The 26,099-nt window shown below is 63.8% G+C and carries 27 protein-coding genes; 6 read left to right on the top strand and 21 right to left on the bottom strand.

Translation table 11 applies throughout. The annotated features are described in order from the left end of the window. Nucleotides 1-118 precede the first annotated feature (118 nt). Nucleotides 119-2,017 carry a propionate--CoA ligase gene (locus tag ABSY19_RS26220; protein ID WP_056581650.1) on the top strand — a complete coding sequence of 633 codons (1,899 nt, stop codon included), beginning with the start codon at nt 119-121 and terminating at the stop codon, nt 2,015-2,017. Nucleotides 2,018-2,217: 200 nt separating this feature from the next. Here the strand turns inward: ABSY19_RS26220 and ABSY19_RS26225 are convergent, their stop codons facing one another. From ABSY19_RS26225 to ABSY19_RS26265, 9 genes are all read right to left on the bottom strand, one after another. Beyond that, nucleotides 2,218-4,209 carry a relaxase/mobilization nuclease and DUF3363 domain-containing protein gene (locus ABSY19_RS26225; protein WP_056581648.1) on the bottom strand — a complete coding sequence of 664 codons (1,992 nt, stop codon included), beginning with the start codon at nt 4,207-4,209 and terminating at the stop codon, nt 2,218-2,220. A gap of 448 nt (nt 4,210-4,657) precedes the next feature. After that, nucleotides 4,658-5,254, bottom strand: coding sequence for a S26 family signal peptidase (locus tag ABSY19_RS26230; RefSeq protein ID WP_056581647.1), 597 nt, complete (start codon nt 5,252-5,254; stop codon nt 4,658-4,660). Next, complete coding sequence (locus ABSY19_RS26235) at nt 5,251-5,796, bottom strand: DUF2840 domain-containing protein (RefSeq protein WP_056581644.1); 546 nt, start codon at nt 5,794-5,796, stop codon at nt 5,251-5,253. The genes ABSY19_RS26230 and ABSY19_RS26235 overlap by 4 nt, the downstream gene beginning before the upstream one ends. Beyond that, entirely contained in the window at nt 5,793-6,077 is a 285-nt protein-coding gene (locus ABSY19_RS26240) for a hypothetical protein (protein ID WP_056582611.1), read from the bottom strand. The genes ABSY19_RS26235 and ABSY19_RS26240 overlap by 4 nt, the downstream gene beginning before the upstream one ends. Beyond that, complete coding sequence (gene parA, locus ABSY19_RS26245) at nt 6,074-6,712, bottom strand: ParA family partition ATPase (protein ID WP_056582609.1); 639 nt, start codon at nt 6,710-6,712, stop codon at nt 6,074-6,076. Before parA ends, ABSY19_RS26240 begins: the two co-directional genes overlap by 4 nt. 253 nt (nt 6,713-6,965) lie before the next feature. After that, nucleotides 6,966-7,811, bottom strand: a complete 846-nt coding sequence (locus tag ABSY19_RS26250; protein ID WP_369882130.1) for a replication initiator protein A — start codon at nt 7,809-7,811, stop codon at nt 6,966-6,968. A 14-nt stretch (nt 7,812-7,825) separates the two neighbouring features. Then, the gene (locus tag ABSY19_RS26255; protein ID WP_013721771.1) at nt 7,826-8,107 is read right to left on the bottom strand and encodes an AlpA family transcriptional regulator; all 282 of its coding nucleotides are present in this window, start codon (nt 8,105-8,107) and stop codon (nt 7,826-7,828) included. An 83-nt stretch (nt 8,108-8,190) separates the two neighbouring features. Next, nucleotides 8,191-8,958 (bottom strand): DUF2285 domain-containing protein, encoded by a 768-nt coding sequence (locus ABSY19_RS26260; protein WP_056581641.1) that lies wholly within the window; start codon nt 8,956-8,958, stop codon nt 8,191-8,193. A gap of 309 nt (nt 8,959-9,267) precedes the next feature. After that, nucleotides 9,268-9,615, bottom strand: coding sequence for a DUF2958 domain-containing protein (locus tag ABSY19_RS26265; RefSeq protein WP_056581638.1), 348 nt, complete (start codon nt 9,613-9,615; stop codon nt 9,268-9,270). A gap of 215 nt (nt 9,616-9,830) precedes the next feature. Here ABSY19_RS26265 and ABSY19_RS26270 point away from each other — a divergent pair, with 215 nt between their 5' ends. Continuing rightward, entirely contained in the window at nt 9,831-10,124 is a 294-nt protein-coding gene (locus tag ABSY19_RS26270) for a helix-turn-helix domain-containing protein (RefSeq protein WP_056582604.1), read from the top strand. A gap of 380 nt (nt 10,125-10,504) precedes the next feature. Here the strand turns inward: ABSY19_RS26270 and ABSY19_RS26275 are convergent, their stop codons facing one another. Then, nucleotides 10,505-10,819, bottom strand: coding sequence for a DUF736 domain-containing protein (locus ABSY19_RS26275; RefSeq protein WP_013517162.1), 315 nt, complete (start codon nt 10,817-10,819; stop codon nt 10,505-10,507). Nucleotides 10,820-11,554: 735 nt separating this feature from the next. On the opposite strand from ABSY19_RS26275, the gene ABSY19_RS26280 reads away from it, so the two are divergent. Beyond that, nucleotides 11,555-12,073, top strand: a complete 519-nt coding sequence (locus ABSY19_RS26280; RefSeq protein WP_056581635.1) for a GNAT family N-acetyltransferase — start codon at nt 11,555-11,557, stop codon at nt 12,071-12,073. A gap of 129 nt (nt 12,074-12,202) precedes the next feature. On the opposite strand, the gene ABSY19_RS26285 is transcribed toward ABSY19_RS26280, so the two are convergent. From ABSY19_RS26285 to ABSY19_RS26295, 3 genes are all read right to left on the bottom strand, one after another. Next, nucleotides 12,203-12,412 carry a hypothetical protein gene (locus ABSY19_RS26285; protein ID WP_056581629.1) on the bottom strand — a complete coding sequence of 70 codons (210 nt, stop codon included), beginning with the start codon at nt 12,410-12,412 and terminating at the stop codon, nt 12,203-12,205. Between the two features lie 62 nt (nt 12,413-12,474). Next, the gene (locus ABSY19_RS26290) at nt 12,475-14,538 is read right to left on the bottom strand and encodes a ParB/RepB/Spo0J family partition protein (protein WP_056581626.1); all 2,064 of its coding nucleotides are present in this window, start codon (nt 14,536-14,538) and stop codon (nt 12,475-12,477) included. 65 nt (nt 14,539-14,603) lie between these two features. After that, a complete protein-coding gene (locus ABSY19_RS26295) occupies nt 14,604-15,434 on the bottom strand; it encodes a DUF932 domain-containing protein (protein ID WP_056581620.1) in 831 nt (276 codons plus the stop codon). Between the two features lie 706 nt (nt 15,435-16,140). On the opposite strand from ABSY19_RS26295, the gene ABSY19_RS26300 reads away from it, so the two are divergent. After that, entirely contained in the window at nt 16,141-17,067 is a 927-nt protein-coding gene (locus ABSY19_RS26300; protein WP_056581617.1) for a hypothetical protein, read from the top strand. A 60-nt stretch (nt 17,068-17,127) separates the two neighbouring features. Here ABSY19_RS26300 and ABSY19_RS26305 read toward each other — a convergent pair whose 3' ends face one another. Continuing rightward, on the bottom strand, nt 17,128-17,478 hold the full coding sequence (locus ABSY19_RS26305; protein ID WP_056582602.1) for a DUF2958 domain-containing protein: 351 nt from the start codon (nt 17,476-17,478) through the stop codon (nt 17,128-17,130). A 448-nt stretch (nt 17,479-17,926) separates the two neighbouring features. Between ABSY19_RS26305 and ABSY19_RS26310 the strand changes: the two genes are divergently transcribed. After that, the gene (locus ABSY19_RS26310) at nt 17,927-18,214 is read left to right on the top strand and encodes a hypothetical protein (RefSeq protein WP_082548881.1); all 288 of its coding nucleotides are present in this window, start codon (nt 17,927-17,929) and stop codon (nt 18,212-18,214) included. After that, complete coding sequence (locus tag ABSY19_RS26315; protein ID WP_056582600.1) at nt 18,214-18,687, top strand: hypothetical protein; 474 nt, start codon at nt 18,214-18,216, stop codon at nt 18,685-18,687. Before ABSY19_RS26310 ends, ABSY19_RS26315 begins: the two co-directional genes overlap by 1 nt. A gap of 25 nt (nt 18,688-18,712) precedes the next feature. On the opposite strand, the gene ABSY19_RS26320 is transcribed toward ABSY19_RS26315, so the two are convergent. The 7 genes from ABSY19_RS26320 to ABSY19_RS26350 form a co-directional block, all read right to left on the bottom strand. Beyond that, on the bottom strand, nt 18,713-19,531 hold the full coding sequence (locus tag ABSY19_RS26320) for a hypothetical protein (RefSeq protein ID WP_056581614.1): 819 nt from the start codon (nt 19,529-19,531) through the stop codon (nt 18,713-18,715). A gap of 11 nt (nt 19,532-19,542) precedes the next feature. Then, the gene (locus ABSY19_RS26325; protein ID WP_056581610.1) at nt 19,543-22,182 is read right to left on the bottom strand and encodes an AAA family ATPase; all 2,640 of its coding nucleotides are present in this window, start codon (nt 22,180-22,182) and stop codon (nt 19,543-19,545) included. Nucleotides 22,183-22,301: 119 nt separating this feature from the next. Further along, the gene (locus ABSY19_RS26330; protein ID WP_056581607.1) at nt 22,302-23,120 is read right to left on the bottom strand and encodes a TIGR02391 family protein; all 819 of its coding nucleotides are present in this window, start codon (nt 23,118-23,120) and stop codon (nt 22,302-22,304) included. A gap of 17 nt (nt 23,121-23,137) precedes the next feature. Continuing rightward, the gene (locus ABSY19_RS26335; protein ID WP_056581602.1) at nt 23,138-24,073 is read right to left on the bottom strand and encodes a hypothetical protein; all 936 of its coding nucleotides are present in this window, start codon (nt 24,071-24,073) and stop codon (nt 23,138-23,140) included. A gap of 12 nt (nt 24,074-24,085) precedes the next feature. After that, nucleotides 24,086-24,403, bottom strand: a complete 318-nt coding sequence (locus tag ABSY19_RS26340) for a DNA-binding protein (protein WP_056581600.1) — start codon at nt 24,401-24,403, stop codon at nt 24,086-24,088. Next, on the bottom strand, nt 24,400-24,729 hold the full coding sequence (locus ABSY19_RS26345) for a type II toxin-antitoxin system RelE/ParE family toxin (RefSeq protein ID WP_198149213.1): 330 nt from the start codon (nt 24,727-24,729) through the stop codon (nt 24,400-24,402). Before ABSY19_RS26345 ends, ABSY19_RS26340 begins: the two co-directional genes overlap by 4 nt. A gap of 101 nt (nt 24,730-24,830) precedes the next feature. Continuing rightward, a complete protein-coding gene (locus ABSY19_RS26350) occupies nt 24,831-26,030 on the bottom strand; it encodes a site-specific integrase (RefSeq protein WP_056581584.1) in 1,200 nt (399 codons plus the stop codon). Nucleotides 26,031-26,099 lie beyond the last annotated feature (69 nt).

Genomic DNA, 26,099 nt, shown 5'->3' on the forward strand with positions numbered 1-26,099 from the left:
AATGTTCGCTCTCAAGGCAGACGCAGATGTGTGGTCGTTCTGTTTGATTTAGAACAAGTTCGTTGGTACAGCTTTGGCGGCCAGTGACGTCATACTTAACTTAACCTAGTACATCCTGATGAGATTCAATGATTTTCGCAATCTCTCCATCGACGACCGTGATGCCTTCTGGACCGAACAGGCCGGGTTGGTGGACTGGCACAAGCCCTTCGACCGGGTGTGCAACCACGACAACCCACCGTTCGCGCACTGGTTCGAGGGCGGGCTGACCAACCTGTGCCACAACGCGGTGGACCGGCACCTGAAAGACCGCGCAGACCAGAACGCGCTGATCTACGTGTCCACCGAAACGGACACCGAGCGCACCTACAGCTTCCGGGAGCTGCATGCCGAGGTCCAGCGCATGGCGGCGGTGCTGCTGGGGCAGGGCGTGAAGAAGGGCGATCGCGTGCTCATCTACATGCCCATGATTCCCGAGGCCACCTTCGCGATGCTGGCCTGTGCGCGCATTGGCGCCATCCACTCGGTGGTGTTCGGGGGGTTCGCCAGCCATTCGCTGGCCAACCGCATCGATGACGCCGCCCCTGTGGCCATCGTCAGCGCCGATGCCGGATCGCGCGGCGGCAAGGTGGTTGAGTACAAGCCGCTGCTGGACGAAGCGCTGCGGCTGTCCACCCACAAGCCAGCGTCGGTGGTGATGGTGAACCGTGGCCTGGCGCCGATGAGCCTTGTGCCCGGGCGGGACCACGACTACGCGGCCCTGCGCGAGCAGCACCTGGACGCACAGGTGCCCTGTGAGTGGATGGAGTCCACCGCCATCAGCTACACCATCTACACCAGCGGCACCACGGGCAAGCCCAAGGGCGTGCAGCGCGACACGGGCGGGTATCTCGTGGCCCTGGCCGCCAGCATGAAGCACATTTTCATGGGCGAACCCGGCGAGACCTACTTCTCCACCAGCGACATCGGCTGGGTGGTGGGGCACAGCTACATCGTCTACGGCCCGCTGATCGCGGGCATGGCGACCATCCTGTACGAAGGCCTGCCGATCCGGCCCGATGGCGGCATCTGGTGGCGCCTGGTGGAGAAGTACAAGGTGACGGTGATGTTCAGTGCGCCCACCGCCGTGCGCGTGCTCAAGAAGCAGGACCCGGCCTACCTCAAGCAGTACGACCTCTCCAGCCTCAAGGCCCTGTTCCTGGGCGGTGAGCCGCTGGACGAACCCACCGCGCGCTGGATCAGCGACAGCCTGGGGGTGCCCATCATCGACAACTACTGGCAGACGGAGAGCGGCTGGCCCATTCTCACCATCGCCAACGGTGTCGAGAAGAAAGCCAGCAAGTTCGGCAGCCCGGGTGTGCCGATGTATGGCTACAGCGTCAAGCTGCTGCACGAATCCACCGGCGAAGAACTCACCGGTGCCGATGAGAAAGGGGTGGTCGTCATCGAAGGGCCCACGCCACCGGGTTTCATGCAGACGGTCTGGAAGGACGACGCGCGCTTCGTCAACACCTACTGGAAGAGCATTCCCGGCAAGCTGGTCTACAGCACCTTCGACTGGGGCATTCGCGACCAGGATGGCTACTTCTACATCCTGGGCCGCACCGACGATGTGATCAACGTGGCGGGCCACCGCCTGGGCACGCGGGAGATCGAGGAAAGCATTTCCAGCCACGCCAATGTGGCCGAGGTGGCGGTGGTAGGGGTTGCCGACCAGCTCAAGGGGCAGGTGGCGATGGCTTTCGTGGTGGCCAAGGACAGTTCTTCGCTCTACGACGATGCCTCGAAACTCAAGCTGGAGGGCGAGATCATGAAGCGGGTGGACGAGCAGTTGGGTGCCGTGGCGCGCCCGGCACGGGTGCGCTTCGTGACAGTGCTACCCAAGACCCGCAGCGGCAAACTGTTGCGCCGCGCCATCCAGGCCGTGTGCGAGGGGCGCGATCCGGGTGACCTCACCACCATGGACGATCCTGCTGCGCTGCAACAGATACGTGCATTGTTGGTAGAAGAATACTAGAAGAAAACACACCGGAATTGCCGAAACGTGCCTCACTTGCGTACGGTAGTAGCAAAGCTTTGAAGTCAGCCCTCTGTCACAAACAGACGGAGAGAGTTGTGCAGTCCATCACCTCGGTATCAAAGCCAACACACGGTAAAATCCCAGTGATTGCTGGCCCGAATGAGGGGGCGTGTTGAATCTCTGATTTGCTCCATTCATCATTGGATGGACAGGTAGCGCCGTCGCCCGATCTTCCATGACACGCTCCCGCCTCGCATTGTGGCGACGAGTTGCTGCCCCAGCCGCTGTTCAAGCACCGGCTTCCAAGGCACCAAGCTGAACCCCATACCCTCATCGAGCAGTGCGTAGCGTCCGCTGGCAAGCATCACGCTGCGCCGGTAGATGCCGGCCACGCGCTGGCCGTCAGCCACGGGGCGATACCCCAAGCCGGTTTCGGCGGCAATGTCCTTCGCGGCGAGCGTCAGTTCCCGGTCGCGCAGCGTGCCCAGCAGGTTGCGCGCCAAGATCACGCGCTGCCCGCGCCGCTCGGCCAGCCCCTGTTCCGTCAGGAAGTTGGCACGCTGCTGCATTGCCTGCTTGGCCTCGCTACCAAAACCCAAATCACCCAAGCCGGAGCCGCCGCCGATCAACTGCTGGTCGAGCCAGGTGGCGCCGATGACGCGAGCTTGACGCTCAATGGGCAGGTGCGATTTTAGCTCCACGGCCACGCCGCCCAGGCGCTGCGCGTCGTACTGGCGGCCACGCTCGGGCAGGTCGTCCGGCACCTTCCATAGCCCCTCGGCCACGCGCTCCACGATGCCAGCCCGGCGCAGGGCTTCCAGGCGCCGGACATGGGCTGCCACGACTTCTTGCGGATCGCGGCCAGGGACAGTCTGCCCTTGCGCGATGGCAAGGTGATGGTCGGTGCGGTACAGGCCATTGCTTGCCATCGCGGCGATGGTCTTGTCCGCCGCCCGTATCTCGGCAGAGCCTTTCACCTCGACCACCGCGCCCATCGGATACTGCTCCAGTTTCGTCCTGGGCGACAGCGCGACGTAGTGCGCCTTGCCGTCGATGCCATCGACCACGAGATAGCCCCGGTCGTACAGTTCGTCGGCCAGCCCCTTGCCCGCTACGCGGCCGATGATGGAGTGCCCATCTTCGGCCGGCTGGAACACGGCCAGGTCGCGCTGCCTGCCGCCCATCGCACGTTGCATGGTGCGGATGATGTCGCCGCGCTCGCCCATCGCCCGCAGGGTGGACTCAGCTTCGGCGTGGACGGCACAGGTGCCAGGCTGGGTTTCCGTCGCCAAGCCCATGCGCTGAAGCCGTTGCAGTCGCCCGACCAGCAGCAGGCGCTGGCGCTGCAGCTTGGGATCATTGAAGCGTTCGATTTTCACCAATCCCTCTACCGCTTCACGCTGCAAGGTTCGATCCAGAGAAGTCCAGCGCTCCTGCTCCACCTCGCGGGCCAGAGTGCGCTGGATCTCCAGCTCGGTGCGTGGCCCGAGCCATTCGGTGGCCAGCTCCATCGCCCGCTCGCGCATCCCGCGGGTGATGTACTCCTGCGAGATGATGAGGTCTTTGCCCGTATCGTCCTTGCCGCGCAGCACGACGTGGGTGTGCGGGTTGTCGGTGTTCCAGTGATCCACCGCCACCCAGTCCAGCCGGGTGCCCAGATCAGCCTCCATGCGCTGCATCAGGTGGCGGGTATAGGTGCGCAGGTCTTCGAGTTGGTCGGCATGCTCGGGCGAGACGATGAAGCGGAACTGGTGACGGTCGCCCCGCCCGCGTTCCTCGAAAGCTGCCGTGTCCGCCTCGTCGGTGATGGTCCCATAGGCCCGTCCCTGTTCGCCCTGGCGATCCACGCCTTCGCGCCCGATGTAACGCAGGTGCTGCACCGTCGATTTGCCGCTGGCCTGCTGCAAATACACCAGCCGAACCTTGACCGTGGCCCGGCGTGAATAGGCAGTCAAGGACTGGCCCGTGAAGCTCGCCGCCGTATGCCCGCGCCCCAGACGAGAACCAGGCGCCTTGCCGGTGGTTTTGCCCCTCACCTTGCCACCCATTCCGCGCTTGCCGCCTGTAACGCCAGCCGCCTTGCTGGTCTGACGCAGCACCTGCGCAATGAAGGTGTCGCCGCGCTGCTTCGGCTTGCCTGGCCGCACGCGGAAACGGTCATCACCATCCGAGTTTCCGCGCTGGCTCATGATGCGCCTCCAGCCAAGCCCATCGCGCCCGAGCGGATGCGGCACACGGTGTTCCCAATGCCTGCATGGCATTTGCGCTGTTGGCGGCACGAAGCCACCCTGTGGCGCGTGCTGCCCCAAACCCATGTGCAGACTGGCTTTGCGCGCACCGTGGTGCCGCGCCCTTCAATCTTGCCTTCCGCCTTTGCCCCTCGCTGGCGCTCCGGGCAGCGGCGGCCCGGCGGCGCTGCTGCACGAGCAGCCAGCACGCCGGCGAACGCAGCGACGGCCACAGGCCGGGCGCGTTCGAGGCAAGACACCTGCACGTTGGACGGCTGCGCCGAAGGCAGCGCGAAGTGCGGCGCGGATGCGCTCGCACTGCACGCGCGACGACACGGCGACGGCCAGCAGCACGACACGCCCGATGGCACGACAAGATGCACGGCAACGTGCAGCAAGTCGGCGGCCATCATGGGCGGGACTCCAGCCAGACCGGATGCGCGACGCCAATCACGGCGCCCACACTGACCGGCCCGAAATACCGGCTGTCGAACGACGCCGGGTTGGTCACACTGAGCAGGAACAGTTCACCGGGTTCGAGGCGACGGCACTGCTGCCAGGATGGCAGCGGCCGGCCCCAGCGGTCGGCAGGCAGCACAGCGGCCGAAGGCACGCCGTCGATGCGGACGATGCGGCCAGTGATGCACACCTCCTGCGGCGCGATGGCGCCCACGCGCTTGAGCAGCGGCACGCGCGCCGGCAGGTAGCCGCGCTGCGCGGCCAGCGCGGCGGCGTCTGGCGGCAGCGTGGTCAGGACGATGCTGCCCACTTCCAGCCGACGCGGCAGCGAGCCGGTGCCGTGGCGCTGCGGATTGACGCGATACCAGCCGACCGCCACGCTGTCGGACGGGTTGTAGATCAGGCGCGGCAGCGGCTGCACGAAGGACGCCCAGGCCAGCGCAGCGAGGCCGCAGGCGGACAGGCCCGCCAGTACGAGGCGAGCGCGCAAACGTGCGCGGGGCGAGCGAGGACGCGACGCGGCGCCGGCAGTCGAAACGGCGGTCATGGCAGTGCCCTCCCGGTCAGCCAGGCGGCGTGCCGCTCGGCGGTGTATTCGGGCAGCGGCAGACGCGCAGCGAGCCGGTTGGCGAGCGTGCGCCAGTACACGGGCGAAGCGGCGGATGGCGCGATGCCTAGCGCCTCGATGGCGTCGATGCGCTCCAGCACGGCGCGCACCTGGTTCTCCCCCTCGGCGTGCAGCAGCAGGCGCGCGCCCGGCTGCACGCCGGGGATGCGCTGCGCCGCATCCAGCGGCGTGCAAGCCTGCATCACCATGAGCTGCCAGCGGATCGTGCCGTAGTCGTTGGCCTGCCAGCGGATGCGGCTGAACATGGCGCCCGGCAGGAACACCGCGCAGCGCCGCCAGCGGTCGAGCTGGAGCGTGCGCGCAGGTTCGCCGAAGCGCAGGTAGAGCTTGAAGCGCGGTTCGATGTAGGCCAGCGCCACGCGCGTCAGCGGCGTGCTGGCAGGCTGGCCGGAAGGTGCTGCGTGCGCAGCCGTGGCCGCGCACGCAACAGGCGCGGCGGCAGACGAAACGGATGCAGTCATGGGGTGTTCTCCCTGCGGTGCTCTGGAAACTCCCGCTCCAGCAGGCCGCGCAGCAGGTCGGCCACGGTCACGCCCTGCGTGAAGGCCGACACCTTGATGCGCGCCCGCATCGCGGGCGTGATGTCGAGGGTCAGGCGAGCCGTGTAGAGGTCGCCCTTGCCCAGCGCATCGGCATCGCCCTGGCGAATCCACGCCTCGGCGTGCGGATTCGCGGGCGGACGCGCGCCGATGCCGACGCGCTTGGCCGTGCGTTTGCTGTTCGGTGGCGGCGTCGTTGTCATGTCGTCCACCGCAATAGTTCATCGACCAGCGCAGTGATTTCGCGTGCGGCGGTGCTGTCCGGCGCCGTCTCGCGTGCAAGCCGGCCAGCGGCGACGCTGTCGGCGAACACGATGCGCTGATGCACTTCCGCGCGCAGCGCAGGAAGCGGTTGGTCGGCCAGAGCCTGGCGCGCTTCGCGCCCGATCACGGTGGTGCTGACGCGCCGATTGATGACGAAGGCCGCGCGCAGCGCTGGCCGAAACACCTGCGCCTCACGGATCAGCGCCACCATCTCCGCGCTGGCCCACAGGTCATAGGGGCTGGGCTGCACGGGAATCAGCACGCGCTCGGCCGCCAGCAGCGCGGAACGCGCCAAGGCAGCGATCCTGGGCGGGCCGTCGATGATGACGTGATCGGCCCGCCTGGCGAGTTCTGGCGCCTCTTGGTGCAGCGTTTCGCGTGCGAGGCCCACGGCGCTGAACAGCCTTGGCAAGCCTTGCTGGCTTCTGCGCTGTGTCCAGTCTAGCGATGAACCCTGCGGGTCGGCGTCCAGCAGCATGACATGCTGCCCGCGCATCGCCAGCTCGCCGGCGATGTGCGTGGCGAGCGTGGTCTTGCCCACGCCGCCTTTCTGATTGAGCAGAGCAACGATCATGGCTTGGCCCTCCATGCTGGAAAGCCGGGCTTTTGCTGCTGCCTTTCATGCCGTGTGGTGGTTATCCACCGTGGCGCGGCGCTTCTACTAAAAGTTAGAGAATTTAAGTTAGGGAAGTTAGAGGGACGCGAAACCCAGTGCTGGCGCGGGTTTGCGGCCGATTTTGTTGCCTGATAGCACGAGGATTCGTTGCCTGATAGCACGACACCTCTGTTGCCTGATAGCACGAGTCCATCCACAGACTCTCCCGAAGTTATCCCCGTGCCGTTTGCGGCACGGGCCGGAAGGTCAGCAGCGGCGAGGAAATCCCGGACGCGTGCTCGATGCCCAACAGGTAGCCCGGCAAGGCTTGCCGCGCCACCAGCGCCCGCAGGTCGGCGGCGAAGTCGTAGTAGCGCGCCACGCTGCCCGATTTGCGGTACAGGTGCTGGAAGTCGAATTGCCAGCCGCCCGGCTGCCGCCCGCCGTGCTTGCGCACCAGGCGGTACAGCCACCGCTCGATGCCGCCCGTGAGCCGGAAATACGCCGGGTCGATGGTCAGCACCAGGGCGGCGTCGAGCACGCCGGCAAAGAACCAGTCCGGCAGGATCAGTTCGAGGCCCAGCGGCGTGCCGCTGGCATCGGCCAGTTCCTTCCACTCGTTGATCCAGGAAAACCGATGCAATCGCCGCCCGGTCGTCTCGCGGATGGACGTGGCCACCGTGGTCGATTGCAGCCGATCCAGCGCAGCCTTGAGGCGCTGGTAGTCGCGCAGCGACGTACCGCGCCCAATGAAGCGCAGCACCTCGTAGGGGCGTACCTGCATCAAGCGCGAAGGCCGCAGGCCCGCGTCGCGCGCCTCCACGATCTGGCTGGCGGCCCAGATCAGGATGTCGGCATCCCAGATCGTGGCGATGCCGTGCTCCTGCGTGCCTTCCACGCGGATCGTCACGTTGCCCGCCCGGAAGTCGATGGGCTTGACCCGTTTGGACTTCGCCAGCGAGAAGAACGGAAAGGCCATCAAGTCCTGGCTGTCGCGTGGCGCCATGTCGCCCGGCAGCGCGCGAAACAGGTCGAGCTGTTCGCGCTCCTGCAAGGGTGTGGACATGGCGAAGGCCATCCACGCGCCGCCGATCAGCGCGCACGGCTGTCGGCCGAGTGGTGCTCGGCGTACTCGGGATCGGAAGTCGTCTCGAAACTGCGGTCGGCGGCCCAGGCATCGAGGTCGGCCACGGCGTACATGACCCGCCGGCCGAACTTGCGAAAGCGCGGGCCGCCGCCGATCACGCGCTGCTTTTCCAGCGTGCGCGGCGACAGGCGCAGGTACTCGGCGGCTTCGTCGTTGGTGAGATAGCGTTGGGGCTGCGCGGCAGCGGTCGAGACAGCGGCGGCAGGCCGCAAGGGAGCAGGACGCATGGTGTGAACCTCCATAGCTTTCAAAGCTCCGGCCACACAGCGCAACCGGATGGAGGCAGTCTCAGAAAACGCGGCCCACTTGCTCAGGGTCGTTTTGCGTCGCCTTCAAAACGACCCTTCTCAAGCGGCGCAAGCTGTGCTAGGCGGCGATAGCCGCCGCGCATCAGCGCATCGCCACGCCGCACCAAGCGGCGCACCTTGGAGCGCAAGCCGCCGTCGGCGTACCAGTCGGCCACGGCGTCGGCACCGAACAAGCCTTCGCCGACCTCACGCGAGGACGCGCCCGCCAGGGTCGCGTCGAGCGCCTGCAAGGTGTGCAGTTCCAGCAGCGCGGAAGGTGTTGGCCTGGGCGTGGCGGCGAAGGTCACGCCGGGCACATGACCGCGCACAGGCGCGGCAGTGCCGCCGCGATGGGCATAGGCGACAGCCATGCCGTCTTCCAGGCCGGGGGCCAGCGCAAAGCGCAGGCAATGGCCTGGGCTGCGCGCGATCAGCGCCAGCCGTTTGCCGTCATGGAGCAGTTGCTTATGGCCAGGGATGCGCCAGAACGCGAAGATCGAGGCATCGGGTGGCGGATCTTCATCCGGGTAGAGCTGCACCATCGCAGCGTGGCCGGGCAGCCAGGCCGGATGCGCGTCGCGCGCATCCAGGGCCGGGTCTTCCAGCAGGCGCAAGCCCCAGCGTTGCGCCGCTTCCTGTGCCGCCTGCGACCGACGACGATGGCGCAGCCAGTCGAGCCGGTAGTCGGGGTGCCTGCGCAGGTACTCCCAGGCGAGCGCAAGGCTGTCCAGATGCAGCACGTACAGATACGCGGCAGTCGGATACCAAGGCTCGGCGGCGCGGTCGGCCATGACGCAACCTCCTGGGAACAGGAATCGCCGCCACGGCTGGGCTACGCGCTACATCGCCATCGTCAGAACGTCATGGGTAAAAATGGTGACTGGGGTTGTCAAGACCGATTGGCTCCGATGCGTTGCGGTTTCCGTCTCAATGCGGCGGTGGCAGCGCCCCGACCGTGGGACGCCGTATCGGCCAGCCTGCCGCAACCCAAGCCAGGCATCATGACTGTTTCGATCAGACTGGCCGGGGTATGCCGCAAGAATCCCGATTGAGACCTGCCCGGCATGACGCCAGACTGAAAAAGTCACAGTAGGCCGTATTCAGTCCGGGATCGCTCCGTCGCGCTCGGCCAGCCGGGTGTATTCCGACAGCGTGCGCGTGGGGCGGAAATAGAGGTCGCGTAGCACGGGCTGCTGGCGCGGCCCGACGATGCCGGCCAGGTCGGACAGCTTCACCGTCCCCAGCTCTGGCATCCCCAGCCCGAGGTCGATCAGGCCGTAGGCCGTATCGCCGTCCGCAGGATCGAGCGCGGCCAGCAGCCAGGTCACATGCGCGTCCGGCGTGAACAACCGCACCACGGGCACCGGGTCGATGGCCTCGCCAGCGGCGCGGGCCTTGCCGTGGGCCAGCAGGCGCGCGCGGTCGTCCTCGGTGATGAGTGCCGTCATGGCGCCACCCTCCGGCCGCACGAATCCGCCGAAGCGCAAAAGCGCAAAGCCGTACCTGCGGATTTGGGCATAAACACGATGGCGGTTCCGTGATTTCGCGCCTTTGTTGAAACCCGCAAATGCGGATTTCTGTAGAAGCGCAGAACAGTGAGCTTTTGATGAATGAGTTAAAGATAACGTGGTTTTAATTGTGCTGCGAATCGACGCTTCTGTCCATGCAGAAGCGATCCGTCCAGCCCGGCCGACCGGCCGGCGCCACCACCTTCGACGCCGAGCTGGCTCAAGCCTTCGGCGCGGCGGTGCGTGCGCTGCGCACGGAACGCGGCATCGCCCAGGAGACGCTGGCGCACCTGGCCGGCGTCGAGCGTTCGCACATGGGCAAGGTGGAGCGTGGCGAACACCAGCCCACGCTATCGCTGATCTTCAAGATTGCCGGCGCGCTCGAATGCAGCACGGCGGTGCTGATGAGCGAGGCTGAAAGCCAGCTCGCGGCAGCGGCCCAGCCGTAGGCGCTGGCCGGGCCGATCCGGCGCAGCCGGTTCGGCGGCATCGAGGGGCGCCAAGCATCGCGCGGCGGGGATAGCCCACAGGGCTTTCCCCTGGAGTGCAAGCGCCAGCGCGTAGCGCCGCAGGCGCGAAGGCGTGAGGGATTGGAGCCGAATGGCCGTGACGGCTTGCCGGCACGGGGCGCAGCCCGAAAGCCCGGCGGCGCTTGCAGCGCCGACACGCCATCCTGGGCTTGCTACGCCACGGGCTGCGGGCCATCCACCGATGAATACCGGCCCTGGTGAACATGCCAAGAGGCACCCGTTGCCGAACCCCGTGCGTGCGGTGCTGCGATGAGCAGCACAGCGCCCCGCCGCAATGGGCGGGGCGCTGTGGGCGGCCGTCAGGCCGCCTTGGGCTTGTTGCGCGACCAGATCAGGTCGTGCGTGCCGTCCTCGTTCTCGATCAGGCGGGCATAGACCGTTGCCGGGAATGAAGGATCGTCCAGGGTCACGGACACGTAGGGGCGTCCGGCCTCGCTGGTTTTCTTCCACGCCGCGCCGATGTCGTGGCCAGCCGCTTGCAGGCGGAAGTCGGGGGCGCTCTCGTTGTTGCCCTTGTCGTTGGGAACCAGCTTGACCTTGACGTTGAGCGTCAGGGTGCGGAGCTGGCCGTTGAAGCCGTCTTTGTCTGCGGTGAAGGTGCCGATGTTGGCCATGATGATTTCTCCTTTCGGGTTGAACAAGGTCGCGCCAGTGCGTCCTTGTTGTGATCCGTCCGGCGGGGGATGGGCTGGCCGCACCGCGCAGCGGTCGCAACACCGTGGAGAACCTGGAGGCGAAAAGAATTTGTCCCGCGAGGAATGCGCGCAGCGCAGGGGAAATTGTTTTCGCTGGAAGGTTGCGGCCATGAAGCCCAAGGCGCAGCCGCGCCACCGCCAGGATTCACAACAAGACAAGGACGCACAGGCCGCCCGCTCCCGAATGGAGACAGGGCCGACTCGGCATCCCCGCGTGACGGCTTCACCGGCTTGCGCCCTGACGCGGGCCAGGTCAATGCCCCGACGACAAGGCCAGAGCGCCCCAGCCGCAGCTCGCGGCACATGCTTGAGGCGTGGTGAGGAAGCTCCATCGGGCGAGGCCGAGCGGTGTGTCGGTGAACCGTCCTTCGTGACGTACAGGCAACGAATCGCCAGCGTCGAGGACGGCACGCTTTTGCACAACCTGCCGCAGCAAGCCGGGGCGTAGCCCCACAAGCTCCGCCCATTGCGGCGGGGCGCAGCCTTCCTCGCAAGCGAAGCGCGCAGCGCCACAGGCGCGAAGGCGTGAGGGATTGAAGCCGAATGGCCGTGATTCGGCACGAAGCACGGGGCGCAGCCCGAAAGCCCGGCGGCGCCTCGCGCCGACACGCCCAGGCCGTTCTATATTTTCAGGAAGTAACCCAAGACAAGCCCATGACTCTCCAGCTCCGACACGAAACCCCGGACGACATTGCTGCCATCGAAGCCGTCACGACGGCCGCTTTCGCCGATGCGCCGCACACCAGCCACACCGAGCAATTCATCGTGCGCGCACTGCGCACTGCCAACGAACTGACGCTTTCCATCGTGGCCGAAGAACACGGCCAGATCATCGGCCATGTGGCCCTGTCGCCCGTGACCATCACCGACGGCCACGGCCGCCAGGCTGAGGACTGGTACGGGTTGGGGCCGATCTCCGTCCTGCCGCAAAGGCAGGGGCACGGCATCGGCTCGCGCCTGATGGAGCAGGCGCTGTCTGAACTGCGGGCCATGCAGGCCGCAGGCTGCGTGCTGCTAGGCGATCCCGCGTATTACGCGCGTTTTGGTTTTCAGGCCCATGCGGGCCTGCAACTGCCGGGCGTGCCGCCCGGCTACTTCATGGCGCTGGCCCTGCATGGGCCAGTGCCCGAAGGCATCGCGCGCTACAGCGATGCCTTCAACGCCACCGCCTGAGCCACCGCGAAGGCGGCGGCGTTCTGACTCGGCTGCTGGCCTTGAACACCGGGCGCGGCCACTGCCGCGCCCGGATTTTGCGTCCACCGCGCCCAGGACGGAACGGCCTGGGCGCGGTGCTGAACGCGGTTATTCCTTCGTCTCGATGAGCCACCACACGGCACGCGGCAAGGCGCGGCCCGTGATGGGGTGAATGTCGGTGAGGTCGGCGCGGGCCGACCAGCCCGAGGGCGGGCGGTAGCCGCGCACGTCGCCATCGTCGTGCCAGCGGCGAGCGCGTACCGTGCTGGGCGCGTAGATCGCCGCCATGCGCGGGCGGCTGCTGGTGATGCGGGTCATGGGGGCTTCTCCTTGCAGCGAAGCGCCCCGGTCGAGGCCGGGGCGCTTGCCTTCGGCGCGGGTCAAGCGGCCAGCGCCTCGGCGGGTTCATCCGCCATTGCCTCGGCATCCTCCGGGGCATCCTGCGCCTGCGTTTCCTGCGGCGCAGCTTCCGGGCCTTCGGTCTTGAAGATGGCAGGCATCCAGCCCGTGCCATCGGCCAACCGCTCGGCTTCGCTGGCAATGTCGGCCTTCTTCAACTTCGCCAGTCGCGTGACGTGCTCGGGCGCGTACTGGCCCACGGCTTCCAGAATCACGGCCTTGGAAACGTGCTTGAAGTAGCCTTCTGCGGTCGGCTTCCACCATGCAGCCATGTCGAGGCCCACGGCCTGCGCCAGTTCCTCGCCGGGCTGGTGCGGTGTGGCACGGGGCGTCACCACGTCCACCGTGGAAGCCACGCACACGGCCAGCAGCCGCACCAGTTCATCTTGCGGCTTCGCCAGCAGCGCGGCAAACAGTTCGGCGCTGTCCTCCGGCAAGGCTTCGCCCGCCACCTGTTGCAATTCGCACAGCGCCACGGCGGCGGGAGTTTCCGGCCAGTCCGGGGCCATGCCTTCCAGCCGGTCTTGCACTTTGAGGCCCACGCCCAGCGGCAGAGAATCACGGCTGCGGCCGTAGCGGCGTTCCTGCAAGACGGTCTGCACCATGCCATGCACCACGGCGGCCAGCGCGGCTTGCGGATGCCGGGCGACTTCGATTTGTAGCGCGGCGGTGCGGTGGGCGCTCAAGCGTTGCGCCAGCCGGTCGGACATGGCGGCGGTCTTGGGTGGCTCGTCGTCCTCGCCTTCGTCGTCGTTCGCGGCTTCGCCTTCGCTGCCGAAACCTTGGCGCAGCCTTTCCAGCGTGCGCAGCGCCTTGGCCTCGGCCTCGCGCATCAAGCCGCGATGAATCACGGCTTCGCCGTTGCGGTCGATGGTGACGATGGCACCGGCTGCGGCCTTCACGGTCGCGCCGTAGTCCTGCAAGCCATCTTCCAGCACCTGCAACTGCTCGCCCAGGGTTTCGCCTTCCTCCTGCAAGGCGTCGGCCTTTTCCTCATCGTCAGCGTCCAGCGCAGCATCCACGGCTTCGGCCAGTTCGTGCATCTTGGTTTGCAGCTTCTCGATGCGTGCGGCTTCACGCTTGTTCGGTTCGCGCCGCTCCTTCGGCGCACGCTGGAAGGCGTGCAGGTCGGCATGGGTCACGCCTGGCGTGGCATCCACCCATGCCCAGCCTTCGGCCTTCACCTCGGCAGCAATGCCCGTCAGCTTATTGAACGCCAGCCCTTCCAGCAGCGCGGCATCGGTCAGATACACGCCCGCGTCATCTTCGGCGAACAGGTCACGGCGGATGCCACCGCCTGCGGCCTCGTAGCTGTCCAGCCCGACGAAGCGCACCAGCGGATGCCGGTAGGCGTCGATTTCCCTTTCGGTGAGGCGTTCGCGCAGGTTGGACGGGTGACGCTGCCAGGTTGGCGCATCGTAGAACGCGCTTTCCTGCGCGGCGTGGTCATCGGTGATGGCAAGGGCCATCAACTGGTCAAGGCTCACGGCATCGGCGCGATAGTCGGCCATGAGGCGGGGCGACACGTTCGCCAGCTTCAAGCGGCGCTGCACCACCAGCGGCGTAACGGAGAAATCCGCCGCAATGTCCTCGATGGGGCGGCCTTCGGCCACCAGCGCCGCGAAGGCTTCAAACTGGTCTGCCGGGTGCATGGCTTCGCGCTGCACGTTCTCGGTGAGGCTGGCGGTGCGGGCGGTGCCATCGGCCACCAGCAGGCAAGGCACTTCCCATTCCTTGCTGATTCGGTGCTTTTTCGCCAGCAGCTTGAGGGCTGCGAGGCGACGGCCACCGGCCACGACTTCGTAATGCTCGCCATCGGCGGATGCAATCACGATCAGGTTTTGCAGCAGGCCGACACGCTGGATGCTTGCGGCAAGTTCGGGGATGGACATGCGCGGGGTCTTGCGCACGTTGCGGCCCGTGGGGCGCAGCACCAGCCGCGACAGTGGAACCAGAATCAGGTTCTTGGTCGGGTCGGCGGCTTCCAACGGGATAGCGGCGGCGGTATTGACGGCGCGGGCTTCGGTTTGGGTAACGGCGTTCATGGTGAATCTCCAATCGAGTGAAACAAGGGAATGGAGGGGAACCGCCCCTCCGGCGGGGAAACGGTTCAGGCTTTCAACTGGCGCAGGCCATCGGCCAGCATCCAGAGGGCGCGATTGAGGCGCACATCGGAATCAATGCCCTGCACCGGGCGGGTCTGCTGGCGGCGTCCGTTGGCGCTGCGGCCATGCAATCCGCCTTTGGTCAGGTTTTCCTGCGTGCGGTTGAACACGCTCCACAGGTCGGGGCGGCGGTCGTCGAACCGGCGCGGCATCAAGATTTGCGATTCGGTGATGGGCGCGGGCTTCTTGTCGGTGGGGTCGTACTTGAGGGCCAGCGCGGAACGGGCGAACACTTCGGCTTCGCCTTCATCCAGCGTGATAGCGCGCATGGCATCGCGGGAATCCTTCACCCGCTCGAAGCCGCTCAACACCTCGAAAGCGCCTTCGATGACGGAACCGGCTACGTCGCCCTTATGGGGTACGCGCACGTCCGCCACGGTGTCGCCGCACACAAGACCATTGCTGCAAACGAAGCGGAACATTCCGGCCAGCATCTGATAGCTGCTGGTGCCGTCATGCGAGTTCAGCAGCACGATTTCGTTGGCCTCTGCGCCGTTGATCTGGCTGGCGTGGCGCAGGCGCAGCATGTGTTTCGTGTGCTCGCGCTTGCCTTCATCGCGCACGCGGGTCTGCGTCACCATGAAGGGTTGAAATCCCTCCTTGCGAAGCTCGGTCAGCACGGCGGCGGTGGGGATATAGGCGTACCGCTGCGAACGGCTTTCGTGCGGGGCATCCGCGAAGATGGACGGGGCCACGCGATGAATCTGGTCATCGGACAGCGGGTAGTCACTGCGCAGCGAAGGGGAGCGGGAAGCGAAACGGGATGCGAGTTGCATGTCTTTCTCCTGAACAAAAAGGCTGTTGAAGAAAACCGCACACCGGATTCCTAGATTCGGAGCCCAGCCTTTCGGCTGTTCGGTGCGGTCGGCACGAGGAACCCGGTTGGCCCTGTTGCCACCGTCTTTCCTGAGTTCATCGCCCGCGACGGTCAGGAGCGCGCGAACGGGCGCCGTCAAGGAGGCAAGCGCAGGGTTGGTGCGGCCCGCAGGCGCAGCCGAGGACACGGCCCTGCGCGCCTTGACGGCACACGGGCGCGGGCTACAGTCGCGGTGAAGGTGATGAAGTCAGGGGAGACGGCTGGACAAGGCAACGGCCTTCCCCACACGCCGACCGCACGGCAAGCGAAGCGCGCAGGCCCGAAGCTGGAAGCCGGGCCGGAGGCGTCAGCCGAGCGGAGCGAGGGAACGATGGAAGCCCGTCAGGGGCGAGACGCCGCAGGCGGCTCGATGCGCAGCACGACAGCGCGACCGGCCATCTCCCAGGTGGCCGGGGACGCCCATGCAGTTTGGGCATCGCGGGATTTGTCTTCGGCGGATTTTTCGCGGACAATGTGGGCAAGGCCCTGTCCGCCTGAGCTTCGAGCGGCTCAATCAAGACTGCGTTCTGCTTTCCCCCCGTATTTCTTGCCACCACCATGCGATATCGCCTGGGCGTAGGCCAAGTAATCGCTCGATTGGCCTGCGCTGAAATCAGGAGAATCGTATGCCCATCGGCATTTCCGACCTTGCCCATTCTGTTCGCAAGAACAGCGTTTCTGTGGCCGCCCCTGTGCAGCTTGGCCATGCGCAGCAAATCATTGTTGCTGCACTCGGCTACAAGAGCCTTGCCGCCTACCAGGCCGCCCAGGTAGCCGCACTCGAACCCAAAGACTTGAGCAATGTCTACCACGTTGTACTCGACTACGACTCGCTCGATAGGCGCGCCAGCGAACTTGGCGCAGCCCCCGCGCCAAGCCAACTGCATGAGCTGATCGACGCAGCCTTCAAGGAACGAGCACCCCACACACACATTCACGCCTCTCACGCAGGCTTCGATAACTATCTGCGTGAGCATGTGGATCAGGTGGTCATCGAAGACGATGACGTGAACAGCGAGATGGCCAACGCCAATTACGATGGCATTGATGAGGTCTATTTCGATTTCGAGGTTGAGTCTGAAAACGTCCCCGTTGGCAGCTCGCTGGAAATCGACCTGGATGGCCATGTTGGCTTGGGCATCGACACTGAGCGTCCCTACGCGGGCCACATCGTGAATGTGGAGGGCACTTTGAGCGTGGAGCGATTGGGCAGCCAGTGCTTTGGGTCAGTGGACTGCCAAGTCACCAAAGCGGAACTCGATACGAACTGGGGGGATGACGACCACGACGGCGAGCCACCGCCGCGCAGCGTATCGCAATCCTATGCCGAACTGCTGGGCCTCGAACTGCATGAGGTTGGCAATCTCGCCGATGTAGAAGCAATGGAGTTGGACGGCAGTAGCGGTGAAATGGTCTACGGCTACCTCCTCGACTTCACGGACTACGCATCGCCCGAGATAGCGCAGAAGATCTTGCGCCGTCACTCTTCACTGCGTATCGAAGTCGGCCCTGGCTTCTTTGAAGGCGTTCGTAGCGACGACTGGCCTCGCTGACGATGCAGTAAGCGCATCCCGATACGGGATGCGCTGCTGGGCCATCCGCCCAAGGCCGAGTCAGACAGCTATCCGCCCGCTCAGCCGCGCCTCGCGCGCGTAGGCGCTCAACCGCTTCTCAGCGCGGAAAGACAGGTCGCGCTCGATCGGCAAGCCCAGCCCGCCGCGCACGATCGCCAACTCGCCCAGGCTGACCCAGCCGATTTCCGGCGCCCCCAGGCCCAGGTCGCAAAGACCAAAAGCGTGGTCGTGGTCGTCAGGATCAATCTCGGTCAGCAGCCAGGTCGCGCCGGCGTCCGGCGTGAACAGCTTGACCACGGGGGCCGGATCAAAGTCCGGGTTCTCCAAGGATTCGCGGCCGTTGGCCAGCAGTACGATGCGCTGCTCGTCAGTGATGAGTGCGTTGTTCATGGTGAACTCCTGCAAGGATGCCGGGCGGAATTGCCCGACCCTTCCGGGGCACGGCGCAGCGCAAGCAGTCAGGGGTCGCAGACGGCCGACAGGACGCAAGCGCGCATGGCGCGCGCCGCCCTTGACGGCGAGAACGCCGTGATACGGTGAAGGGAACAGCAAGACTGCCCACACCCGCCCGCTGCACACACTCGGCTTTTAGGGCAAGCGGAACGCGCAGGCTCGAAAGGGCCGGAGGCGTCAGGGGGCAAAGCCGAATGGCCGCGATTCGGCACGAAGCGCGGGGCGCAGCCCTCGAACCCGGCGGCGGCACGCCGGGACGCAATGAAGACTGTCAGATAGAATAAATAGGCATCGCGTCGACGAAAGATCCCCGTGCAGCGATGCTATTCTTTTCTTCGCTGCGATCATTCACGGCTCACAGCGTTGACACGATCGGAGATACGGCATGACGTTCAAAGCGGACAAGTACAACCGGTCGGTCTGTCTGAATTGCCCAACGTGCGGTGGCACTGAGTTTTCACACGACGGCGCTGATGGGCAGACGAGCGAACTGTTCACCTGCGGCAACTGTGGGTTGCAGATTTCCAAGGATGATCTCATCCGAGCCAACGATGAGAACGTGCAAGCGCATGCCAAGGAGATCGGGAAAGCCGTCGTCAAAGATCTTCAGAAGGAACTGCACGAATCGCTGAAGAGGGCATTCCGCGGCAGCAAGAACATCAAGATCCGATGATGCCCTTCCCAATCAGTGTTGGTGATGCCATCGCCATAGGCGCTCTTTTGCTGTCCGCGTACGCCACTTGGACGACGTTCAGATTCAATCAGAAACAGAACAAGTTGATTGAGAGCCAGGATCGACTGAACAAGCTACTTCTGGAAAAAGAAGCCACTGAAATCCTCAACATTAAGAAAGCGGACCTCGGCGCGACGTTCATCAAGATCGGCAGCAACAACCGACGGCTGAAAATCTGGAACAAGGGGAAATCGGCCGCGCGCAACGTGTCGCTGTCGTTTCCCGATGGCAACGACTGCCTGGTTCAATCGGACATCGACTCGAAATTTCCGCTAGAGACACTGGACACGCTCCAGTCGGTGGAATTGATTGCGTCCATATCACTGGGTAGCAAAAGCAAGCACTCCATCAAGCTGACGTGGAGCGACGATTTCAGCGATCACAACGAGAAGGTGGTCTACCCGACGATCTGAAAAGATGCCTGCGCAAGGCCACTGGCTAGGAATAGAGCTGGCCGTCGGGACAAAGCAGACCAAACCACCGCTGCAGTTTCTTTTCTCGCGTGGCGAACGATCCTTCCAGTGTTCCCAACAGGAGGTAGTGCGCGTCGAGAACATCGTGCTCGATTTTCTCGTAGGCTTTTCCGCTCAGTGTGTCGGGAACACGTCCACCATAACGACAATATGCGTCCAGCGCGAAAAGCAACTGGACCTGCTGCCAACGAAATAGTGCCCAATCCCGGGTCATGATCGTGGCAGGCGGTAGTGGAAGTTCGCCCGAAGGGACTTCCAGGCTCCCGTAGAACTTCAACATTGCATCGGTATTGGTCGCGATGACCTCCTCGGCGGCCTCCCGCAGTGACTGTCGCTCCGCGCTGGTGCCTTCCAGAAGATTTGGGATTAGGGTCGGAATCAAGCGCACCCGGTCAAGAAATCGTTCGACATCTTCACGAAGTTCCGCCGTCTGCTCCTGAAGCGCCTCAGCCGCCGAAGGCGGCAGCGCGTAGTTCGCGCCGGTCAGCGCCTCGTTGAATTGGAAGCGGATATCCTCGTACCGCGTAGAGGGCTTGCCGCAGGCTTCGTGCGACTCTATCTCCTGTTTCAGCAGCGCCCCTACGTGATTGACCAAGATCACCGGGTTCTCGATCTTGGGAAACTTGGCGAAGCAGCGCGAGCGTCCCGGTTCGGACGACGAGATCAACTCGTAGAAAAGTACGTCGGCCATCAGCAACTGGTGCGACTGCGCGAGTTGCAGCATGTGCGCCGCCGTCGATCCTTGCAGGTAGTTCTTGTCGAGAACAATCGTGGGCTTTGCCATTGAAGTCCGGATCAGCTAAAGGTCGCCGCCTGGGGCTTGGCTTTCTCCCATGCCTTGCGCGCTGTGTTGTACTCAGCCTTGATGCGGTCCATCTGTGCCAATTCGTCAACCACGAAATCAATCGTCAACGGCACTTCGTGGAAGTCTGGCGAGTGGGAGTGAGCATCGATGTATCGGGATAACATCACCATGCGCGTGTGAACCTGTGCAGCAATGCCTTCATCAAAATACACCTGACTGAGGGTGAAGGTGATGTTCTCCCGCCAGCGGCGCACGACATTGCCGAACAGCTTTCGCTGAATGAAGTCCTCATAGGCGGTACGCAGGCTGCCACACGCCTTCTCCAGGCTGTCGCGCTGCTTGTCGCCATCCAGCGTGCGGGCGACGTCAAGGTGCTTTCGTGCGCGATCGTGTGCAGCACCTTCGTAATGTTCGTGAGGGAAGGCCAGGCTGTCGATGACACCTGGCTCTTCGGCCTCGCCACGCCACACGGTCCGGCCCGCGAAATCGACACCCTTTTCCACCGCAGCCGTCGCCAGATAGTTCGTAAACAGGATGTCGTGCGTAAAGACGATCACCTGCCGCTTGGCGGCTTCGTCCACCAGGCGTTGTGCGATCGCCTCTTTGCGTACATGGTCCATCGAGGTCACGGGGTCATCGAACACCACGCCCAAACAGGAACCGTTGAGTTCCACTTCAGTGAGAAAGTCGGCCAATGCCGCGGCGGTCTGTTCGCCCTCGCTCAGCACCGAAGACGGGTCGATGCCGGCCACGCTGGCGTTGGCAATCTCGATTTTGCGATCAGTCGTTCCAGCATCGCCCGCGAAGCGGAATTGCACCGGCAGCTTGAGCTGCAGGGCGGCGCAGTTCTCCGTGAATCGCGCGATGAAGCCCTGCGCCACCAGTTCTGTGGCCAGCGCTTTCTGCTTGCTGGTCACTTCGCGTTGGGATACGGCAAAGCCGCGGATGCACGAATTGGCCTTCACCACCCATTTGAGGTCTGCCACCGCCGCAGCGATGGCATCGTACTGGCCGGAGAGCACCTGGCGATCGAGTAACAATCGCTCCTCTGCCATCAACGACCCCATCAGTACCTTGGGGTCCTTCTGTCGCAAGGCATCGTTGTCGGATTTCAGGCGCTCAACCAACTCCGTGATGCGTACCGAGACCGGGTCATGGTCCAACATGCTCAAGCCAGGGTCGAAGGCACCGGCAACCGCCCGCGCCAATGCTCCGATGACTTCCCGATAGCCTTCGACATGACTGGAAACCGCCGCGGCCATTGCGGCATCCACCTCGGTCAAGGTCCGGCGCGCGACACTGCCCTCGTCGAAGAAGGCGAGACTGATCTTCGACAACTTCGTGCCATACCCTGCGAGCGTTGTCTTGGCCTGGCCAAGCTGCGCTTCGACACCACTGGTTGCGAACTGATAGAAGCGGGTCAATCGTGCAATGCCGTCTTCGTCGAGAACCTGATGGCAAAGCACGCATCGGGCCGCATCCGCCTTCGGTGGAAACGCCTCGTCAGGATAGGCTTCGGCGTTGTAAGCAATGGCCGCAGCCAGCAGGTCACGCCATGCTGCTGTGCCGATGGGCTGCACCGGCTCCTCGCCCAACTGTGCCGCTGAGAGCGCTGACGCCTTTTCCGTCAGCGTCTGAATCTGCTTGACGGCATTGGTGATCTGTTCCGCGACTGCAGGCGATACAGCCATGTGCAAACCTGAGATCGATGCTTTCAGTGCGTCCAGATCGATGATGCGCTGCTCATTCTGGCGAATGATCTCCTTGGGATCGGTGGTCCTGAGTGTCGCGAGTTGCTGGACAACCGATTCCAGGCGCGCGCGCTCCTCGTCGCCGAAGGCGGCCAATGCCTGCAAGCCAACGAGGTCCGTCTGTGCCGTCAGGGTGATCAGCAGCGAAGCGACTTCGGACGTGCTGCCTGGAATCGCGAACTTGTCCGTAGCGTGGGAACGTAGAGCGATGTCATCGCGCAGCTTGCGCTGGAGCTTTCCGAAGACCTCCACCATGCGGGGAAAAACATCGAACAGATAAGGCATGACTTGGAAGGCATTGCGCTCATCCAGATGGACACGCACGCAGGTCGAGTCGAACACCGCGAAGTTGTCGCGCAGTCGCTGGCAAGGCTCCTTGTAGACAAATGTCGTGTTGGAGCCGTCGTCGAAGGCAAACGTCGCGCTAGGCGTGGGTTGTTTGTGCTTGGCCAACTTCACATCGCCGAGAATCGCGGTTTGCTTGGAACGGGTGAAGCATGCGGCTTTGAGCACTCGCGCATAGCCGGACTTGCCCGCACCGTTGGGACCATAGATCACAGTGAGCTTGCGCCCGAAAGTCAGTGTTTCACCCGGCGCCAGGGCGTTGACGCCGGTCAGTGCGGTCATGGCGGTCACTACGCTTGAGTCCGTTGTGGGGCCGCCTTGGATCTGGGGCAAGGCGATGTCCCATGTGGCGCGTGGCATCTCCGTGGTGGCCAGTTGCTGGTCCATCAAGTACTCGCGGTAGACCTCATCCAAAGCCTCGTCCGGGAAATCGACGGCGCCAACGAGTTTGACCAGCAGGCACCGCTGCCAGTTGGAAAGCGTCTTGCCCCAAGCGGACAGCGCATCGAAGACATTGAACGCCGCTTGCGACATGAAGATTCCTTGTTTTAAGCCATTTGAATCTCGTTCAACAGGCTGGGACGGTCTATTCAGAGGAGGCAGGTGATTGTCGTATCACGATACAACAATCGATCAGGACGGCGTTGCGACGCCTACGAAAAGGACACTGCCGCTTTCTGCACGCCATCCAGTTTTCTATGGATCAGTGAAACCAGCGTCAAGATGTCGAGCGCATCCTGCTCAGACATAGGCCAATTCGTCTTCGGGGCATGGGCCAAGGGATTGCGCACGGCGCCGAACAGACCGATTAGCAAGTTCGCAAATCCTCTCTGCTCGCTCTTTTCGGACTCGGTGCTCAGTGGTCCCAAGACCAAGATTGGCTGCTGACCCGCGAACGCCTTGTTCACCAAGTCGGCACCATCGCCGGTCAACCCCGACAGTATGCGAATTCGCTCGGCGACACCCTTGCTCGCCTCGAAGACCGCATGAAAATAGTTCTCGTCCAACAGCTCGGCTCGGCAGTAATTCAAGACCTCCGCATGGACGACTCTGCTTTCCAGCGCCGCCTTGAGACGTCCAGCGCGTGCGCGGGCTGCATCCAACGTCGTCGCCTTGTCGGCATATCCCACCTTGCCATCGTCGCGAACATAGAAGCCAGAGAACGCCAGCACGACATTGAGTTCATCCCGCAGCCAAGCAAATGTTCCAGGATCGCGCACGTAGTTCACCGGGTTCATTGCGCGGTTGATGAACATAATCAGATGGTTGCCTCGCTGATGCTTGTTCTGCAACTCGGCGAGCGCGTTGAACAACCGCTTCCACTTCGTCATGCCCGGCGATGGGTCGATCACTTCCATCTCTTGCAGCAGCCTCCCAATCTGTGTGCCACTCAAGCCGCGCTCGGTGTCTGCAAGCACACGGCAGGCAGCTTCAAGATGCTGAGAACTGAACAGGTCAATTTGCGCCGCCATTGCCGACCTCTCCGCGTTTAGCGGACGACAACATCGAACGGTGCATGCACCGAGCGAAAGGTAGCGAGGATGCGGTCACGGGCGCAATCCAGTTCGTCCGCTACACGAGAACTGAGCATGTAGGTGGGGCAGTCCGCCTTGCCGCATTCACAATGCCGGATCTCGCCTTCTCGGAGGCGAGAGACGAAGATGCGGCGCAGTTCATCGACTTGACGCACAACCTGGGCCAGCACCTTGCGAACACGCTGATCTCTGATGTGATGGATCGATGGAATGCGCCGAATTTCGGTGCCTTCACGTGTTCTCCACGCTCCGGTGTTGAGTGCTCGAATGGTGTCCTCAACAGCTTGCTGGAAGGCGGGTAGCGAACTTTCCTGTTGAAAAGGTGTGCGAAAAGCAGGCCGGTCGAATACGGCAGCCATCAAACCCAGCGCCTCGGCGTCGGATAAGCCAGGGAAGTCATCAACGAATTTTCGGATCTCAGCTTCGGCTTCGGGGAACTCGACTCCCTGGACGAAGCGGTGCAAGAGGTATTCGCCACGCAAACGCAGGTTCTCCTCGAACTCGACGCTCGACCAGATCGTCACATGCGCTACGCCAAGTGCAGCAGCGCTATCGCTGATCCGTGTTCTGCTGGCGTCAGAGACTGCACCACGACAGATGAATTTGAAAGCATCTGGCGTACCGCCAGTAGCCTCGACAGCCTTCTCCATATCGGTTCGGGCTTTCGCCAGGGTCAGCATGTCACGATTAGCGCACTGGATAATCGTCTTGCGCGAAGGTCGATCGTCAAACTCCTCGATTCCGAAGATGTCTCGTCCCTGGTCGCTACCCGATTGGCCGTGCCAGATCAGGTCGCGCCAGCCGGTACGAACGTGATAAGCAAAAGCAAGGCGCTCAAATTGAACGCCGCTGTAGTCTTCAAAGTGAATCGGATGAACGATGCTTGCCATAGGCATCGAACATCAAGCCGCGTGCGCCGAGGGCGCAGAAGCCAGCGGCTGCACAGCCAAGCGTAGGCCCATCGTCTTGAGGATGGCGGTCAAGCTGTTCAGGGCGGGATTGCCCTTCGGCGACAACGTGCGGTAAAGCTGCGTCGGGTTAAGGTGAGCCTGTTCGGCCACCGCCTGCACGCCGCCGACTGTCTGCGCAAGCTGGCGCAGCACGGTCATCAGTTCGGCTTGGTCGCCATCGGCCAGGATGTTGTTGATGACTTCAAGTGCGAGCGCCGGATCGTTGCGGTACAGCTCGGCCATCGCCTCGTCATGGGATTTGCCTCTCATTCGTCGATTCTCCGTTGCCAGTCCTGCCAATAGCCCACCGCCCGGTCAATGTCCGCATCCTGGGTGCGCTTGTCGCCACCACACAGCAGCAGCACCAACCGTTGCCCCGCTAGGCCGTAATAAACCCGATAGCCAGGCCCCGCGTCGATGCGCAGCTCCCACACGCCATCTCGGCAAAACTTGTGGTCGCCGAAGTTGCCTTGCTCGATACGGGCCACGCGGCGGATGACCGCCACCTTGGCTTGTGCATCACGCAAGCGCCGCAGCCAGTCGGTGTAGAGATCCTTCTGTACGTCGGCCGAGAGGTAGTGCTCGATTCGGTACATTGTTATTTTCGTTTATAGACGAATGGAAGTCAAGGAGAAGGGGCGAGCCCGCGTCCACATTTCCGAGACACTGTCTCGGATTTCCCGGGTGGGCCTCCTTCTCATGCTTCGACCTCCGCCTGGCGTTGCGCACCCGTGATCGTCTTGCGCCGGGCCGCCACTAGTTCGGCCGCTTGCCGCACCGGATCGTCCTCGGTATGGACGTAGCGCATGAACATCGCCGCGGTCTTGTGCGCTGTCAGCGCCATGCCGACCTTTAGGGGAACGCCCGAATTGGCAATGTCGGTCGCCGAGCGGTGGCGGATACCGTGAGTGCCGACCTTCGGCACACCGGCACGGTCAAGGATGCGCCGCCACGCCTGATAGTAGGTGTGGGTGCTGAGGGGCTTGCTGTGGTCGAGGATCGCCGGGCAGACATAGGGCGAATCGCCGTAGCGAGGAGCATTGGTCAGCCGCCGGCGGGCTTCCTCACTCAAGGGCTTGGACATATCGCCGGTCTTGCTGTCCGGCCAGACCACCCGGCCGTTGGGTAGGTCGAGCCAATCCCACTGCAAGAGCAGGACTTCCGACATGCGTGCGGCGAACTCGAATTGCAGCCGGACTGCCAGCAGGTGGGTGGGATGCTCCAAGCCTTCGGCCTCGGCCTTCTCCAGATAGGTGAACAGCTTGGTCATCTGGTCGTCGGTGATGAGCCGGGTCGAACCCTTTTCCGGGTACTTGGGGACGTGGCGGCACGGGTTGGAGCCATCGGGCCGGTAGCCCCACAGCTCGGCCAGGTTGAACATCTTGCGGACGAGCGACAGCACCCGGTTAGCCTGGGTGGGCGACTTCTCCATGCGCTTCATCAGCGCGGTGATGTCGTGGCGTGTGACCTCGTGAACCTTCTTGCTGCCGAAGGCCGGGATGACGAAGCTGTCGATCTGGTACTGGTAGCCGGCCTGTGTGCTGGGCTTGTTGTGCGGCTTGGAGTGGTCGTCCATGAACCGGCCGCACAGCTCCTTGACCGTCGGCGCCTTGCGGGATTCGGCCTTGTCGAGTCCGGGATCGCCCCCGCGCCGGACTTCGGCCAGCCAGTCTTGCGCAAGCAATCGCGCCTGTTCGACCGTCAGTTCGCCGAACTGGCCGATTGCCGGCTTGCGCCGCACGCCGGAGTTCGTGCGGTACTGAACCATGAAGACCTTGCGGCCCGTTGGTGTAATCTTGCACAAGAAGCCCGGAACGAGCGTATCCCGGAGTTCCACGTCGCAGGTTTGAGCCTGCGATGTGTCAACGACGGACTTGGTGAGTTTGACCTTCGCCATGAGGTGCTCCTGAAAGGCCCCGATTCCAGGGGCCGGCTAGGAGCCAGGCGGAGGGGAACCGGGGCGGTT

The organism is Hydrogenophaga sp. ANAO-22 (genome assembly GCF_042466645.1).
Taxonomy (GTDB): domain Bacteria; phylum Pseudomonadota; class Gammaproteobacteria; order Burkholderiales; family Burkholderiaceae_C; genus Hydrogenophaga.

Excerpts from the sequence above, each read along its gene's own strand:
- ABSY19_RS26325 (WP_056581610.1), bottom strand. The coding sequence starts at position 22,182 with ATGTCGCAAGCGGCGTTCAATGTCTTCGATGCGCTGTCCGCTTGGGGC.
- ABSY19_RS26265 (WP_056581638.1), bottom strand. The coding sequence starts at position 9,615 with ATGACGGCACTCATCACCGAGGACGACCGCGCGCGCCTGCTGGCCCAC.
- ABSY19_RS26250 (WP_369882130.1), bottom strand. The coding sequence starts at position 7,811 with ATGGCCTTCGCCATGTCCACACCCTTGCAGGAGCGCGAACAGCTCGAC.
- ABSY19_RS26285 (WP_056581629.1), bottom strand. The coding sequence starts at position 12,412 with ATGACCCGCATCACCAGCAGCCGCCCGCGCATGGCGGCGATCTACGCG.
- ABSY19_RS26275 (WP_013517162.1), bottom strand. The coding sequence starts at position 10,819 with ATGGCCAACATCGGCACCTTCACCGCAGACAAAGACGGCTTCAACGGC.
- ABSY19_RS26310 (WP_082548881.1), top strand. The coding sequence starts at position 17,927 with ATGACGTTCAAAGCGGACAAGTACAACCGGTCGGTCTGTCTGAATTGC.
- ABSY19_RS26330 (WP_056581607.1), bottom strand. The coding sequence starts at position 23,120 with ATGGCGGCGCAAATTGACCTGTTCAGTTCTCAGCATCTTGAAGCTGCC.
- ABSY19_RS26295 (WP_056581620.1), bottom strand. The coding sequence starts at position 15,434 with ATGCAACTCGCATCCCGTTTCGCTTCCCGCTCCCCTTCGCTGCGCAGT.
- ABSY19_RS26345 (WP_198149213.1), bottom strand. The coding sequence starts at position 24,729 with ATGTACCGAATCGAGCACTACCTCTCGGCCGACGTACAGAAGGATCTC.
- parA (WP_056582609.1), bottom strand. The coding sequence starts at position 6,712 with ATGATCGTTGCTCTGCTCAATCAGAAAGGCGGCGTGGGCAAGACCACG.
- ABSY19_RS26350 (WP_056581584.1), bottom strand. The coding sequence starts at position 26,030 with ATGGCGAAGGTCAAACTCACCAAGTCCGTCGTTGACACATCGCAGGCT.
- ABSY19_RS26255 (WP_013721771.1), bottom strand. The coding sequence starts at position 8,107 with ATGCGTCCTGCTCCCTTGCGGCCTGCCGCCGCTGTCTCGACCGCTGCC.
- ABSY19_RS26230 (WP_056581647.1), bottom strand. The coding sequence starts at position 5,254 with ATGACCGCCGTTTCGACTGCCGGCGCCGCGTCGCGTCCTCGCTCGCCC.
- ABSY19_RS26305 (WP_056582602.1), bottom strand. The coding sequence starts at position 17,478 with ATGAACAACGCACTCATCACTGACGAGCAGCGCATCGTACTGCTGGCC.
- ABSY19_RS26290 (WP_056581626.1), bottom strand. The coding sequence starts at position 14,538 with ATGAACGCCGTTACCCAAACCGAAGCCCGCGCCGTCAATACCGCCGCC.
- ABSY19_RS26320 (WP_056581614.1), bottom strand. The coding sequence starts at position 19,531 with ATGGCAAAGCCCACGATTGTTCTCGACAAGAACTACCTGCAAGGATCG.
- ABSY19_RS26315 (WP_056582600.1), top strand. The coding sequence starts at position 18,214 with ATGCCCTTCCCAATCAGTGTTGGTGATGCCATCGCCATAGGCGCTCTT.
- ABSY19_RS26260 (WP_056581641.1), bottom strand. The coding sequence starts at position 8,958 with ATGGCCGACCGCGCCGCCGAGCCTTGGTATCCGACTGCCGCGTATCTG.
- ABSY19_RS26225 (WP_056581648.1), bottom strand. The coding sequence starts at position 4,209 with ATGAGCCAGCGCGGAAACTCGGATGGTGATGACCGTTTCCGCGTGCGG.
- ABSY19_RS26335 (WP_056581602.1), bottom strand. The coding sequence starts at position 24,073 with ATGGCAAGCATCGTTCATCCGATTCACTTTGAAGACTACAGCGGCGTT.
- ABSY19_RS26340 (WP_056581600.1), bottom strand. The coding sequence starts at position 24,403 with ATGAGAGGCAAATCCCATGACGAGGCGATGGCCGAGCTGTACCGCAAC.
- ABSY19_RS26235 (WP_056581644.1), bottom strand. The coding sequence starts at position 5,796 with ATGACTGCATCCGTTTCGTCTGCCGCCGCGCCTGTTGCGTGCGCGGCC.
- ABSY19_RS26240 (WP_056582611.1), bottom strand. The coding sequence starts at position 6,077 with ATGACAACGACGCCGCCACCGAACAGCAAACGCACGGCCAAGCGCGTC.
- ABSY19_RS26280 (WP_056581635.1), top strand. The coding sequence starts at position 11,555 with ATGACTCTCCAGCTCCGACACGAAACCCCGGACGACATTGCTGCCATC.
- ABSY19_RS26220 (WP_056581650.1), top strand. The coding sequence starts at position 119 with ATGAGATTCAATGATTTTCGCAATCTCTCCATCGACGACCGTGATGCC.
- ABSY19_RS26300 (WP_056581617.1), top strand. The coding sequence starts at position 16,141 with ATGCCCATCGGCATTTCCGACCTTGCCCATTCTGTTCGCAAGAACAGC.
- ABSY19_RS26270 (WP_056582604.1), top strand. The coding sequence starts at position 9,831 with ATGCAGAAGCGATCCGTCCAGCCCGGCCGACCGGCCGGCGCCACCACC.